This window comes from Bathymodiolus heckerae thiotrophic gill symbiont, from assembly GCF_900180345.1.
In the GTDB taxonomy this organism is placed as follows: Bacteria; Pseudomonadota; Gammaproteobacteria; order PS1; family Pseudothioglobaceae; genus Thiodubiliella.
The window spans coordinates 1-13,037 of record NZ_FXLV01000042.1; the positions used below are offsets into that span (position 1 = coordinate 1).

Here is a 13,037-nt window from a genome sequence, read left to right on the forward strand (position 1 = left end):
AAAGACAAAGAGCGTTAAATGGATAAGAAAAAGACATTAGAGGATATTTTTAACGATGATGATCGTGGCTTACTTGATTCCAAACCGGAAGTTTCTAATGTTAAATCTGAAGAAGACAGACTCATTGATGCTTTTGAAGAGATAAATATCTTTATTGATGAAAACCAAAGAGAGCCAAATACTGAGAATATGGCAGAATATAGCCTCCAATCGAAATTAAAAAATTTTAAAAAAGATGAAGTGCAAAAGGAAATTTTAAAACCATTTGATAGGCATAACTTGTTGGGACATGTTAAGAAAAATAAGCCGAATATTGATGATATTTTAAATGAAAAGGATGTAGTCGGATTATTGAATCTAGATAAAGATTTAGATATTTTTAAATTTAATCACACGCCAAAACCACAAGACAGAGCAGAGACAGATTTAGTAGCTCAAAGAACATCGTTAAAAGAAGAAGAATTCAAAAAGTATGAGAAAAAATTTCAAAAAGTGCATCAAGAACTTAAAAATGGAAAGCGAAAAATAAAAACATTTAAAAATGTGGGAAAATATTTAAGAGAAGGGTGTTTTTATTTGCTTGATGGCGTTTTGTTGTATCTTGAAGAGGTTGATTTTAAAAATTTAGGAGAAAATACATTTAGAGGGAAGGATGGACGCACAAGAATAATTTTTGAAAATGCAACATTCAGCAATATGCTTTATAGGTCACTCGGAAAATCTCTATATAACAATGGTCAGATTGTTACCGATCTAGGAGAATCACAAGCACAAGAATTATTTGTTGAAACAGATTCCATAAAAGAAGAAGATATTTTAACAGGCTATATTTATATTTTACAGTCCAAATCAAATGACCTTAAAATTACAAACATCAAGAATTTATATAAAATAGGCTTTTCCAGCACGCCAGTAGAAAAACGAATTAAGAACGCTAAAAACGAAGCAACCTATTTATTTGCTGATGTGAAAATAATAGCCACCTATCAAATTTATAACCGAAATGCTATTAAATTAGAAGGCTTACTACATAAATTTTTTTCAAATGCTTGTTTAAACATAGATTTATTTGATAGTCAGGGTCAAAGAATAACGCCGAGAGAGTGGTTTATTGTGCCAATTAAGGTAATAAATAGAGCGATAGATTTAATTTTAAGTGGTTGCATTGTAAGTTATGAATATGACCCAATACGCCAGTTAATTAATGACCGATCATAAGGTATTGGGGAAGAGATATAACAAAAAAAAGTCTAAGAGATTATTCTATTAGAGACCTTTGCATAAATATGAATAATCATCAAAAATCCACTTTTCACCTGCTTGGCGATTTTTTAAACCCAGCCTTAGCCCTGCTAGGACAAGGTTTAAGAAAATCACCAATCTGGCAAAAATTGAATTTTGCTAATCATCCCTATTTATGCAAAGGTCTCTATTAGTGGAAAAATAGGGTGGAACTATGCGATTGTTTTTTATAACAATGAAAATTTTGTTTGCAACAGTGCAGGTAGAGTTACATTAAAGCCTACAAGCCAATTGTCCAAAAACGCAAAAACCTAAAATATAGCGATCACGAACGACAATTTCAATTATATCGCTGCGGACGCTATGTAGAATTTAACCTAGTTTATGACCGTGGTACACTATTCGGATTACAAACAGGTGGACGCGCAGAATCTATTTTAATGTCTTTACCCCCTCAGTCCGCTGGGAATACCAATATTAGCCAAAGGCAGGTAGCCTCGAAGCCAAATTATATAGCCATTACCACATGGGTCGATGAAAATTAATTTAGACACCAAGCGACTATTATGCCCCATGCCAGTCATCCGATTAGGAGAAGCAATTGAAAAAATAGAAGCAGGCGACACCATTCAAGCTACTGCCACTAACCCAAGCGTGCTACACGATATACCCGCTTAGCGCAAGGTTCATGAACACAAAGTGCTTGCTTATGACGAAAAACACGATGAGATTATTCTATTGGTGAAAAAAATAGGGTAGAATTAGTGGCTGTTTTTTTAAACTTAAAAAAGAATTTTGTCTGTAAAGGTGCAGGCTGTTTGGCGATGTTTGTCAGTAATTAAAAACTCATAGGCCTTGTAAAGGTCTCTTATATAAACAAAAGGAGAAAAATATGTCTGCAAAAGATGTAATGAAGATGATTGAAGAAAACGATGTTAAATTTATCGATTTTCGTTTTACTGATACTATTGGCAAAGAGCAGCATGTCAGCGTACCAGCACACACCATTAATGCTGAAAAATTAGAAGAAGGACAAATGTTTGACGGCTCTTCAATCGCTGGCTGGAAGCCAATTAACGAATCTGATATGATTATGAAACCTGACACAGTAACGGCAGTTTTAGACCCATTTACTCAGGAATCAACCTTAAATATTACTTGTGATATTATTGAATCAAATGATATGAAAGGTTATGAAAAAGACCCTCGTTCTATTGCTAAAAGAGCGGAAGACTACTTAAATAAAACTGGTATTGGCGATACTGCCTATTTTGGTAACGAGCCAGAGTTTTTTATTTTTGACAGTGTCAAATGGGATACGGGCTTTGGTTTAGGCAAGGCATTTTATGAAATTCATTCTGAAGAAGCAGACTGGGAGTCGGGTTCTGATTTTGAAGGAGGAAATAAAGGACATCGCCCTAGAATTAAAGGCGGTTATTTTCCAGTTCCACCAGTAGATTCATTACATGATTTGCGTGCAGAAATGTGTTTAGCAATCGAAGAAATGGGTGTTACGACTGAAGTTCATCATCACGAAGTGGGTACTGCTGGACAGTGTGAAATCGGTGCTTTGTATAACACACTGGTAAAAAAAGCAGATGAAACGCAAATTCTTAAATATTGCATCCATAATGTGGCGCATTTATATGGCAAAACAGCCACTTTTATGCCGAAGCCAATTGCGGTAGATAATGGCAATGGTATGCATGTTCACCAATCAATCTCCAAAGACGGAAAAAACTTATTTGATGGCGATGAGTATGGTCAATTAAGCCAAATGGCATTGTATTATATTGGTGGTATTATTAAGCACGCTAGAGCATTAAATGCATTCACTAACTCTTCAACCAACTCATATAAGCGCTTAGTACCAGGCTTTGAAGCACCAGAAATGTTGGCCTATTCGGCTAAAAACCGCTCTGCTGCAATCCGTATTCCTTTTGTGTCTAACCCAAAAGGTCGCCGTATTGAAGTGCGTTTTCCAGATCCAACAGCCAATCCTTATTTAGCTTTTGCAGCAATGTTAATGGCAGGCCTTGATGGTATTAAAAACAAAATCGACCCAGGTCAACCAGGTGACGAGGATTTGTATGAATTATCTGATACTGAAAAAGCAAAGATTCCTAAAGTTTGCGGGACATTAGACCAGGCACTTGAAGCGCTTAATGCGGATCGTGAGTTCTTAAAGCAAGGTGGTGTGTTTACTGACAATGTAATTGATTCATTTATTGAATTAAAAATGCAGGAAGTAACCGCGTTGCGCGCCTCTCCTCATCCAGTAGAATTTGACATGTATTACTCAGTATAAGGAAAAAAAATGATAAAAAAAACATTGTTAATTGTGCCGTTTTTACTTACTTCTTGTATGCAAGAAGTGACGATTGATGAGCAGCGCACTAAAGTTCTAAAAAAAGAGGCAGTTGCTAAGATTAAATCTGTTGCTAGTGTATTAAAGCCACAACTCAAAGCTGCAATTAAATCTGGAGGTTTCGTGCATGCACTTAAATTTTGTTCGGTACAGGCGCCTATTATTGGGAAAAATGCCAATAAAGACAGCGATTGGAGCGTTAGACGCATAAGTCTTAAAAACCGCAACCCTAATGCCGTGCCTGATGCTTGGGAAGCCAAGGCCTTGCACGATTTTAACAAGCGCGCTGTTAAGGGTGAAAATATTGCTAAGATGGCATTTTCTGAAGTGGTTAATGGTGAATTTCGATTTATAAAAGCACAAGGAACACAGAAAGTTTGTTTGGCTTGTCATGGTAAAAGCATTAACACCAAAGTATTAACTGAAATAGAAAAAGCATATCCAAATGATAAAGCTACAGGCTACTCTCTTGGAGAAGTAAGGGGTGCCTTTAGTCTTAGGAAGGAGCTTTAATATTTATTTTTTTAAAAAAGCTGTGCAAATGCACGGTTTTTTTTAATATACTTTATAAATTAAAACCCTTGCATAAATAGGAATAATTATTCCTATTTATGCAAGGGTTTTGAAATAATCAAAAAAACATTGAGCTAAAAAGATATGACACAATTAAGACACGACTGGCGACTAGATGAAGTTGAAAACTTATTTAGCATGCCATTTAACGATTTATTATTCAAATCACATACTATTCACAGGGATAATTTCGATCCTAATTATGTGCAAGTAAGTTCTCTGCTTAATATCAAAACAGGCGCTTGCCCAGAGGATTGCTCTTATTGCTCTCAAAGTTCCAAATATGACACTGGGCTTGAGCGTGAGAAGTTAATGGAGGTTGATGCGGTGCTTAAACAAGCCCAAGAGGCTAAAGACAAAGGTGCAACACGCTTTTGTATGGGCGCTGCTTGGCGTAATCCTACCGATAAAAGTTTAGACAAGGTTATCCCCATGATTCAAGGTGTGAAAGCCATGGGCATGGAGACTTGTGTAACTTTGGGAATGCTCTCGCAACAACAAGCATTTGCCTTAAAAGAGGCAGGACTGGACTATTACAATCATAATATTGACACTTCAGAAGAAAACTACTCAAATGTGATTACCACACGCAGTTTTCAAGACAGACTAGATACCTTGGAATCTGTGCAAAATGCTGATATCCATGTTTGTAGTGGTGGTATTTTGGGCTTGGGCGAGGGGCAGACTGACCGTGCTTCTATGCTGCGCTCTTTGGCGAATTTGGCGCAACACCCTGACAGCGTACCACTTAATCTTTTGGTGCCAATTCCTGGTACGCCATTTGAGGCGATTGAGCCACCAACGGAAAGTGAATTTGTACGCACCATTGCAGTGGCACGCATTATGATGCCGAAATCAGTGGTGCGTTTATCAGCAGGGCGCACTGAGATGGGTGAGGCAATGCAAGCCTTGTGCTTTTTTGCAGGCGCTAACTCTATTTTTTATGGCGAACAACTACTGACAACCGATAATCCAGATACCGATACTGACCAAATGTTATTTGAAAAACTGGGTATTAATCGACAGCCATTAAATACTCACTAATTACCTTTGCTGCATTAGGTTTAACGAGTTTTACTGCGTTTTTACCCATATTTTTGAGTTTTTCATCATCAAGCATTGCCAGCGTTGAGGTTAATAACTCAAGGCTTAAATCTTCTTGTTTAATCAAGATACCAGCATTATTATCAGCTAAAATTTTGGCGTTATAGAATTGATGGTTGTCAATCGCATGAGGCAAAGGAATCAGAATACTGGGCTTGGCTGAGAGCATTAATTCTGATACTGTCATTGCCCCAGCACGGCACAAAACCACATCTGCCCATGCGTAAGCATCTGCCATATCGTCAATAAAGGCGGTTATTTTTGCATTTTTATTTTTATATTGCGCCTTAACAGTGTCTAGGTGTTGTTTGCCAGTTTGATGCCAAATATTAATATCAATAGCCAAGTGGGTAGTAATATCGTTAATAGGTTTGGCGCCTAAACTGCCGCCAACAATCAACAGATTAAGTTTTTTATGACCGTTGTTATTTTTTTTAGGGTTAAACAATACAGGGTTGCCAGTCGTTATTGCATTGCTAAATGCACCATCAAAGGCTTGAAAAATCTGAGTGGCAATTTTTGCGAGACTTTTGTTGGTGGTGCCGGGGATTGAATTTTGCTCGTGAATAACCAAAGGAATGCGCAAAATCCAAGCAACCACGCCACCAATGCCTGAGGAAAAACCGCCCATACCAAGTACAACATCAGGCTTAACCCTCATAAATACACCTAAAGTTTGCAACAAAGCAAATGACAATAGGAAAGGTGCTTTGATAAGTGTGAGCGGGCTTTTTCCACGCAAACCCACGGCATTAACGCTGTGAAGCTTTAGGTTGTGTTTTGGTATTAGGGTGTTTTCCATACCATGTTTTGAGCCAAGCCATTCAATATTAATCGAATGAGCTTTAAGTTCTTTGGCGATTGCTAGGGCGGGGAATATGTGTCCGCCAGTGCCACCTGCCATAATGAGGATAGTTTTAGACATAATGTTTGCGTTTTTTGTAATTTGTTTTATTTTCCATGTCAATTCTGAGTAGTAGTGCCAGTGCAATAATGGAAAAAATCATACTACTACCACCATAACTAATTAGCGGCAAAGTATAACCTTTAATAGGAAATAGACCGATATTCATAGCGATGTTGACACTAATTTGTAGTGCAAACCAAGTGCAAATGCCGTAGGCGACATAATAACTGTATTTTCTCCCATCTGTTAGTGCTTGGGCGGCTATATTAAAGCCTCTATTTAAGGCATAAACAAAGGCAAATAAAATAAACAACATTCCCATAATACCAAGTTCTTCGCCAGTAATAGCAAAAATCATATCGGTGTGCGGCTCTGGTAATCTTGAATATTTTTGAATGCCAGCACCTAATCCTACACCAGTCCAATCGCCTCTAGCAATGCCAATTAGTGCTTGTCTGGTTTGCAGGACACCATTTTCACCCCATAAATCATTGGTCCAAAATGACATTAGCCTGTATAGCCTGACTGGGTCGAAGTAAACATAAACACCAACAAGCGTTAACAGTCCGCTACCAATAATGAACAGTTGCTTGATATAAGAGCCTGCTAGAAACAGCATAATGAGTGCAGTGGCAGTAATAATAACAGTAGCACCGAGGTCAGTTTCGAGCATAATAAGCAAGCCAGCCAAGCCAACAATGATTGCTGCTTTAACAAGGCCAATCCATGAACTGGCTACTTCTTTTTCTTGTGTAACCAAAAATTTTGCCATAAATAAAATCATCACCAATTTCATCATTTCGGAGGGTTGAAACCCAAAATACACTAAATTAATCCACCGTCTTGAGCCATTAACCGTACGACCAATCGGATCTGGCAACAAAACGATGGCAAGCAAAATAAGCGTAAGCACAAACGCATAATCAGCGTATTTCTTAAACAAATGGAGTGGTAATTTTAAGACAAAAAATCCAATAGAAATACCAACTAAAATAAAGCCACCTTGCTTGATGGTCTTGCTAAAATCGCCAAAATGCCCAACCGAGGCAGACGACGACATTATCCAGCCAAACGCCAATAGCGCTAAAATAATAAGTAGCAGTTTTTTATCGGGGAATTGTTCAGTTTTGTCAAACATAGTTTTCATATTTTATCCGCTTAGTATGGGATAATGTTGCGTTTTATTTATTAGGTAAATTTGTATGATTTCTACTGCCAATATCACCATGCAGTTTGGTGAAAAACCCTTGTTTGAAAATATTTCTATCAAATTTTCTGATGGTAACCGCTATGGCTTGATTGGTGCGAATGGTTGCGGTAAGTCAACTTTTATGAAGATTTTAACAGGTGAACTCACACCAACGCATGGCACAGTAGGTATTAGCGATGGTGAGCGTTTAGGTGTTTTGCACCAAGATCAGTTTGCTTTTGAAGATTTTCGTGTGGTTGATACTGTGATTATGGGGCATAGTGAGTTGTGGAAAGTCAAACAAGAAAGAGAGCGTATTTATGCCTTACCAGAAATGAGCGAGGAGGATGGCACTAAAGTGGCAGAACTAGAGATGGAGTTTGCAGAGATGGATGGCTATATGGCAGAGTCTTCTGCCAGTGAGTTGCTTCTAGGTCTGGATATCCCTGAAAGCCAACATTATGGACTGATGAGCGAAATTGCCCCAGGCTGGAAGCTTCGTGTGTTGCTGGCGCAGGCTTTATTCTCCGATCCTGAAATTTTATTATTAGACGAGCCTACCAACAACTTGGATATTAACTCAATTCGTTGGTTGGAAGGGGTGCTCAAAGAGCGTAAGGCGACTATGGTTATCATCTCGCACGATAGGCACTTTTTAAATGGAGTTTGTACGCATATGTCGGATTTGGATTACGGGGCGTTAAAGACTTTTCCTGGTAATTATGACAGTTTTATGATTGCTGCTACTGCTATTCAAGAAAAAATGCAGTCTGACAATGCCAAAAAAGAGGCAAAAATGAAGGAACTTAAGCATTTTGTTTCGCGTTTTTCAGCCAATGCTTCCAAATCCAAGCAAGCTACTTCTCGTCTTAAGCAACTGGATAAGATTGTTTTAGATGATATGCGCCCATCATCACGAGTCAGTCCTTATATTAGTTTCAGGCAAGATAAGGCATTGCACCGTAATGTTATTGAGGTAGAGGGTTTGTCCAAAAGTTTTGATGAATTACAAGTACTAACAGACATTAATTTTATTTTTGAAGTCGGTCAGCGTGTGGCTATTATCGGGCAAAATGGCGTAGGAAAAACCACGCTATTACGCACATTGGTAGGCGAATTAGAAGCCGATAACGGTAAAATTAAATGGAGCGAAAATGTCAATATTGGCTATTACGCACAAGACCACAGCGAAGATTTTACGCAAGATATGAGTGTATTGGATTGGATGGCACAATTCAAAAAACCCAGTCAAGATATTCAAGATATGCGCTCTGTTCTAGGCAAGATGTTGTTTGGCAAAAACGATATTGGTAAAAGCGTTAAAGCGCTTTCTGGTGGCGAGCAAGGCAGAATGCTGTTTGGTAAATTAATACTACAAAACCCCAATGTTTTGGTCATGGACGAGCCAACCAACCACTTAGATATGGAATCTATCGAGGCGCTTAATTTGGCATTGGACAATTACGAAGGTACATTAATCTTTGTCAGTCACGATAGAGAGTTTGTCTCATCTTTATCCACTAAAATTGTAGAATTGACAGAAAAGGGTGCTAATTATTATTCCGGCAACTATGAAGACTATTTAAAAATACAAAAGTAAGAGATATTTTAAAATGATTAGGGTGGTATTAAAAAGATTTATTTTGCGGCAGGGTTTTGATTCTGCGGCAATATTGTCGTTTTCTACTTTGTTTTCGATTGTACCGGGTTTGGCAGTGGGGTTAAGTGTGTTTTCGCTGTCGCCTTATTTTTCTGAGTTTCAACAGTATTTAGAGCAATTTTTATTCACTCAACTTTTGCCTCAAAATTACGATATGGCAAAAAACTATATGCAGCAATTTATTGCCCATGCGCAGGCGTTAAAAGGCTTTACTTTTGCGTTTTTATTGATTACAGTCGTGCTTTTATTGTCCGAAATTGACAAACGGATTAACCTTATTTGGCATGACAAACATCGCCGCCATTGGATACAGAGCTTGGTGTCTTATGTGTTTGTGCTGTTTGTTGGGCCGATTTTGGTTGGTGCTTCGCTGTTTGTGAGTTCTTTGGTGGTGGCGTTGAAATTTTTTAACGCATCGGCAATGGCATCCTACACGCCACTTTTAGCGGCATTCATTTTGTCGAGTTTAGGGTTTGCGATTTTGTATTATGCAACGCCACTGAAAAAAATTCGATTTATTAATGCGATCAAGGCTGGTGTGGTCGCAACAGTAGGTTTGGAGGTGATTAAATACACCTTGTTTGTTTACATACAATATTTCCCTATTTATGAGCTGATATACGGCACATTGTCCATTTTGATATTAACAATGCTGTGGATTTATTTGGCATGGATAATTGTGCTACTCGGTGCCAGTTTTTGTTATTGTCTTGAAAACAAATAGCGTAAAATCAACGCACTTATATTTATAACAATATCACTCTTCTTTTATGTTTACAGGCATTACTCAGGCTATCGGTCAAGTGAAAAACAAAACCCTGTACGATAAAGGTGCAGTGTTTGGTTTTTTGTCCAGCAAGTTAGATTTTTCTAGCGTAGTAATTGGTGATAGCATTGCGGTAAATGGCGTGTGTTTAACAGCTATTAAGATTGATGGCGACAGCTTTACAGCTGATGTGTCTCAAGAAACACTTGATTGCTCCATTTTGGGCGCTTTATCGGTGGGTGATAACATTAATCTTGAAAAAGCCTTAAGGCTAAATCAAGGCATTGACGGGCATTTGGTCAGCGGACATGTGGATGCTCAGGGTGAAGTTGTTGATAAAATCAAAGAAGGTGAATCAATGTGTTTTAAAATCAGCGTGCCGCAGTCTTTGGTAAAATACATCGCTAGAAAAGGTTCGATTGCTGTGAATGGTGTTAGTTTGACAGTAAACAGTATCAATTCCGCTGTTTTTGACATTAACATTGTGCCTCACACTTTAATAACAACTACGATAGGACAGTTAAATATAGGCGACAAGGTAAATTTAGAAGTGGATATTATTGCCCGCCATCTCGAACAATTAATGAGTAATAAAAATGAAGACTAAAGCCAGTATTGAAGCGATATTAAAAGATTACAAGCAAGGTAAAATGATTATCCTGCTAGATGACGAAGACCGTGAAAATGAAGGCGATTTAATCGTGCCTGCTGCCACTGTTACCAAAGAAGATATTAATTTTATGGCGACGCACGGCAGAGGTTTGATTTGCCTAACGCTAACTCAAGAGCGCTGTAAGCAGTTAAATTTGCCACTGATGGTGGCACAAAACAACGATGCTAACGGCACTAATTTCACCGTTTCAATCGAGGCAGTGAAAGGCGTAACCACTGGTATTTCTGCCGCAGATAGAGCCAAAACCGTGTTAGATGCTGTAGCACCAAACGCTAAACCTAGTGATATTGTGCAACCGGGGCATATTTTCCCACTGATGGCGCAGCCAGGTGGTGTGCTAATCCGCCCAGGTCATACTGAGGCAGGCTGTGATTTAGCCCGCCTCGCTGGGCTAGAGCCAGCATCTGTTATTGTTGAAATCTTGAACGACGATGGTTCAATGGCACGGCGTGATGATTTGGAAATTTTTGCTCAAAAACACAATATTAAATGGGGCACGATTGAGGATTTGATTTCTTATCGTGTGGGAAATGAAAAAACCATTGAACGCATTGACGAACGCCCATTTAGCACCAAATACGGCGATTTTACGCTGGTGTCATTTTTAGACAGTATTCATCGACAAACGCACACTGCTTTAGTTAAAGGCGATATTGACAAAGACACCCCAGTCTGCGTGCGTGTACACATGGAAAATGTATTTACCGATATTTTGCAAGAAACCAGCAGTTCACTAGGTGTGAATGATGCTTTGGCGCATATTAGCAACAAGGACAGTGGCGTATTCTTGCTTATCCGTACACATGAGGGTGGCAACGATATCAAAACTTATGGCGTAGGCGCACAAATCTTGTCTGATTTAGGTGTGGGAAAAATGCGTATTTTAGGTAGTCCGAGAAAGCTAAATGCTTTGAAGGGCTTTGGCTTAGAAGTCATCGAATATATTACAAATTAAAAATATTATGAATTTTAAATTTAACAAAAATACCAATACAGGCTTTTTAAAAGACAAAAAAGTCGCTCTTATCGTCGGTTATTTTTACCAAGACATTGGTGATAAATTACTGACTGGCGCACAAGGAACTTTAGAAAAATATGGCATTAATGAGAAGGATGTCGATGTTTTTTATGTACCTGGTGCGTTTGAAATCCCATTAATGGCTAAAAAACTAGCAAAAAGCAAAAGTTACGATGGTATTGTTACTTTAGGCGCTGTTATTAATGGCGAAACCCCGCATTTTGACTTTGTTTGCAGCGAATGCGCACGAGGCGTGGCTGATGTGTCTTATCAATATGAGACCCCCACTGCTTTTGGCGTGCTGACCACTAGCAACATGGAGCAAACTATCGGCAGGGCAGGCGGTTATAAAGGCAACAAGGGTGTCGAGGCAACCATGGCAATGATTGAAATGTTGTATTTACTCGATCAGGCTAAATAATGGCATTCACAACCCCCAAACAACGCTCCAGAGAGCGAGTTGTGCAAGCACTGTATCAATATTTGGTATCAGGTGGTGAGGTGTTGAAAATCGAACAACAATTCCTCAACCAAAAATCTGGAAAAATCTCAAAAGCTTTTTTTTCTAATTTGTTTATCAATATCTTAAAAAATCGTGAGGCATTAGACACACTCATTGCCCCCACCATCAGTCGAGATACCGATGAATTAGGATCTGTGGAGCACGCCGTGCTTTATTTAGGCACTTACGAACTGCAAAACAGCATTGAAGTGCCTTACAAAGTCGTCATCAACGAAGCCTTACAAATTGCCAAATTATACGGTGCAGAAGGGGCATTTAAACTCATCAATGTCTCCTTAGACCAATTAGCCAAAGATTTAAGGGCTGTTGAACTACTATCACAATAAACCAATTATTAAGCCAATGAAGAAAGCCGTCATCTTATTATCAAGCGTGTTGTTTTTAAGCAGTTTTTTTGTCCTTAAGACCATGTACAACCAAGGGCAAAACGCCGAGAGAATTATCAGCAACCAGTTTGTAAAGTAAATTACTCTCTTGCTCAACCATAAAGCTTTTAAATCTGCCTTGCCAAATCTGCCCTGAAGTTTTATTTTTTTTGTGATAGTAACGCACATAAGATGTCATTACCTATTGCATAAATTTACTAAGATTGTTCTCACCTCGTGGCACTATCAATAAATGAAAATGATTAGGTAGGCATGTAGTTCTATGTTTTCTTTTTCAAGTTCTGTCTTTAACAAAGTTAAGAAATATTCATAATCATCTTCGTCATCAAAAACTTGCATACACATATTGCCTCTGTTAATGAGGTGATAAATTTCGCCTTGGGTTTATCCTCTAGGTATGTGTGGCATAGAGGTTTTGTGATAAAAAATGGAAATTATACTATTTAAAGTAGCCTGAAGTTCCCCTAATAAACTGGACACCAAATTACAACAATTTAGGAGTCCAAAATGACCAGAAACAAGGCTGGTAAAATTTAAAGGAATGAATAAAAATATGTTTAATTTACACTTGAAAGAATGTGAATTTAGATTCAATAATCGCAAGCAAAATCTTTATAAGATTTTGCTT

14 protein-coding genes and 2 pseudogenes are annotated in these 13,037 nt (G+C 38.3%); 14 read left to right on the forward strand and 2 right to left on the reverse strand.

From position 1 onward, the window contains the following. Positions 1-18 precede the first annotated feature (18 nt). The 7 genes and pseudogenes from CRYPD_RS05770 (at position 19) to bioB (ending at position 5,227) form a co-directional block, all read left to right on the forward strand. Positions 19-1,218, forward strand: coding sequence for a GIY-YIG nuclease family protein (locus tag CRYPD_RS05770; protein WP_138146650.1), 1,200 nt, complete (start codon positions 19-21; stop codon positions 1,216-1,218). Positions 1,219-1,286: 68 nt separating this feature from the next. Next, positions 1,287-1,436 (forward strand): hypothetical protein, encoded by a 150-nt coding sequence (locus CRYPD_RS08070; protein ID WP_171004356.1) that lies wholly within the window; start codon positions 1,287-1,289, stop codon positions 1,434-1,436. Between the two features lie 72 nt (positions 1,437-1,508). Beyond that, positions 1,509-1,720 (forward strand): annotated as a pseudogene (locus tag CRYPD_RS05775) (coproporphyrinogen III oxidase); the annotation flags it as partial. A 56-nt stretch (positions 1,721-1,776) separates the two neighbouring features. Further along, positions 1,777-1,920 carry a sulfurtransferase TusA family protein gene (locus CRYPD_RS08325; RefSeq protein ID WP_244610263.1) on the forward strand — a complete coding sequence of 48 codons (144 nt, stop codon included), beginning with the start codon at positions 1,777-1,779 and terminating at the stop codon, positions 1,918-1,920. A 214-nt stretch (positions 1,921-2,134) separates the two neighbouring features. Then, complete coding sequence (gene glnA, locus CRYPD_RS05785) at positions 2,135-3,550, forward strand: type I glutamate--ammonia ligase (RefSeq protein ID WP_138146651.1); 1,416 nt, start codon at positions 2,135-2,137, stop codon at positions 3,548-3,550. 9 nt (positions 3,551-3,559) lie between these two features. After that, positions 3,560-4,123, forward strand: coding sequence for a Tll0287-like domain-containing protein (locus CRYPD_RS05790; RefSeq protein WP_138146652.1), 564 nt, complete (start codon positions 3,560-3,562; stop codon positions 4,121-4,123). 144 nt (positions 4,124-4,267) lie between these two features. Further along, a complete protein-coding gene (gene bioB / locus CRYPD_RS05795) occupies positions 4,268-5,227 on the forward strand; it encodes a biotin synthase BioB (RefSeq protein WP_138146653.1) in 960 nt (319 codons plus the stop codon). Here bioB and murG read toward each other — a convergent pair. Together murG and CRYPD_RS05805 are read right to left on the reverse strand one after the other, a co-directional pair. Beyond that, complete coding sequence (murG, locus tag CRYPD_RS05800; RefSeq protein WP_138146654.1) at positions 5,199-6,212, reverse strand: undecaprenyldiphospho-muramoylpentapeptide beta-N-acetylglucosaminyltransferase; 1,014 nt, start codon at positions 6,210-6,212, stop codon at positions 5,199-5,201. The two genes, bioB and murG, sit on opposite strands and share 29 nt — an antisense overlap. Beyond that, positions 6,205-7,341: an FtsW/RodA/SpoVE family cell cycle protein gene (locus CRYPD_RS05805; protein ID WP_244610264.1), complete on the reverse strand. Its 1,137-nt coding sequence runs from the start codon at positions 7,339-7,341 to the stop codon at positions 6,205-6,207. The genes murG and CRYPD_RS05805 overlap by 8 nt, the downstream gene beginning before the upstream one ends. 55 nt (positions 7,342-7,396) lie before the next feature. On the opposite strand from CRYPD_RS05805, the gene CRYPD_RS05810 reads away from it, so the two are divergent. The 7 genes and pseudogenes from CRYPD_RS05810 to CRYPD_RS05840 all read left to right on the forward strand — a co-directional run. Next, positions 7,397-8,983 carry an ABC-F family ATPase gene (locus CRYPD_RS05810; protein ID WP_138146655.1) on the forward strand — a complete coding sequence of 529 codons (1,587 nt, stop codon included), beginning with the start codon at positions 7,397-7,399 and terminating at the stop codon, positions 8,981-8,983. A gap of 13 nt (positions 8,984-8,996) precedes the next feature. Beyond that, complete coding sequence (locus CRYPD_RS05815) at positions 8,997-9,767, forward strand: YihY family inner membrane protein (RefSeq protein ID WP_138146656.1); 771 nt, start codon at positions 8,997-8,999, stop codon at positions 9,765-9,767. Between the two features lie 46 nt (positions 9,768-9,813). Then, a complete protein-coding gene (locus CRYPD_RS05820; RefSeq protein WP_138146657.1) occupies positions 9,814-10,416 on the forward strand; it encodes a riboflavin synthase in 603 nt (200 codons plus the stop codon). Beyond that, positions 10,406-11,437 carry a 3,4-dihydroxy-2-butanone-4-phosphate synthase gene (gene ribB, locus CRYPD_RS05825; RefSeq protein ID WP_138146658.1) on the forward strand — a complete coding sequence of 344 codons (1,032 nt, stop codon included), beginning with the start codon at positions 10,406-10,408 and terminating at the stop codon, positions 11,435-11,437. The genes CRYPD_RS05820 and ribB overlap by 11 nt, the downstream gene beginning before the upstream one ends. A gap of 7 nt (positions 11,438-11,444) precedes the next feature. After that, a complete protein-coding gene (gene ribH, locus CRYPD_RS05830; protein ID WP_138146659.1) occupies positions 11,445-11,921 on the forward strand; it encodes a 6,7-dimethyl-8-ribityllumazine synthase in 477 nt (158 codons plus the stop codon). Continuing rightward, the gene (gene nusB, locus CRYPD_RS05835; protein WP_138146660.1) at positions 11,921-12,349 is read left to right on the forward strand and encodes a transcription antitermination factor NusB; all 429 of its coding nucleotides are present in this window, start codon (positions 11,921-11,923) and stop codon (positions 12,347-12,349) included. Before ribH ends, nusB begins: the two co-directional genes overlap by 1 nt. A gap of 574 nt (positions 12,350-12,923) precedes the next feature. Next, positions 12,924-13,037 (forward strand): annotated as a pseudogene (locus CRYPD_RS05840) (IS1595 family transposase); the annotation flags it as partial.

What these genes read in the sequence shown, in the direction of transcription:
- CRYPD_RS05805 (WP_244610264.1), bottom strand. Translation starts at nt 7,341, where the DNA reads ATGAAAACTATGTTTGACAAAACTGAACAATTCCCCGATAAAAAACTG.
- ribB (WP_138146658.1), top strand. Translation starts at nt 10,406, where the DNA reads ATGAAGACTAAAGCCAGTATTGAAGCGATATTAAAAGATTACAAGCAA.
- glnA (WP_138146651.1), top strand. Translation starts at nt 2,135, where the DNA reads ATGTCTGCAAAAGATGTAATGAAGATGATTGAAGAAAACGATGTTAAA.
- ribH (WP_138146659.1), top strand. Translation starts at nt 11,445, where the DNA reads ATGAATTTTAAATTTAACAAAAATACCAATACAGGCTTTTTAAAAGAC.
- CRYPD_RS05820 (WP_138146657.1), top strand. Translation starts at nt 9,814, where the DNA reads ATGTTTACAGGCATTACTCAGGCTATCGGTCAAGTGAAAAACAAAACC.
- CRYPD_RS05815 (WP_138146656.1), top strand. Translation starts at nt 8,997, where the DNA reads ATGATTAGGGTGGTATTAAAAAGATTTATTTTGCGGCAGGGTTTTGAT.
- nusB (WP_138146660.1), top strand. Translation starts at nt 11,921, where the DNA reads ATGGCATTCACAACCCCCAAACAACGCTCCAGAGAGCGAGTTGTGCAA.
- bioB (WP_138146653.1), top strand. Translation starts at nt 4,268, where the DNA reads ATGACACAATTAAGACACGACTGGCGACTAGATGAAGTTGAAAACTTA.
- CRYPD_RS08070 (WP_171004356.1), top strand. Translation starts at nt 1,287, where the DNA reads ATGAATAATCATCAAAAATCCACTTTTCACCTGCTTGGCGATTTTTTA.
- murG (WP_138146654.1), bottom strand. Translation starts at nt 6,212, where the DNA reads ATGTCTAAAACTATCCTCATTATGGCAGGTGGCACTGGCGGACACATA.
- CRYPD_RS05810 (WP_138146655.1), top strand. Translation starts at nt 7,397, where the DNA reads ATGATTTCTACTGCCAATATCACCATGCAGTTTGGTGAAAAACCCTTG.
- CRYPD_RS05770 (WP_138146650.1), top strand. Translation starts at nt 19, where the DNA reads ATGGATAAGAAAAAGACATTAGAGGATATTTTTAACGATGATGATCGT.
- CRYPD_RS08325 (WP_244610263.1), top strand. Translation starts at nt 1,777, where the DNA reads ATGAAAATTAATTTAGACACCAAGCGACTATTATGCCCCATGCCAGTC.
- CRYPD_RS05790 (WP_138146652.1), top strand. Translation starts at nt 3,560, where the DNA reads ATGATAAAAAAAACATTGTTAATTGTGCCGTTTTTACTTACTTCTTGT.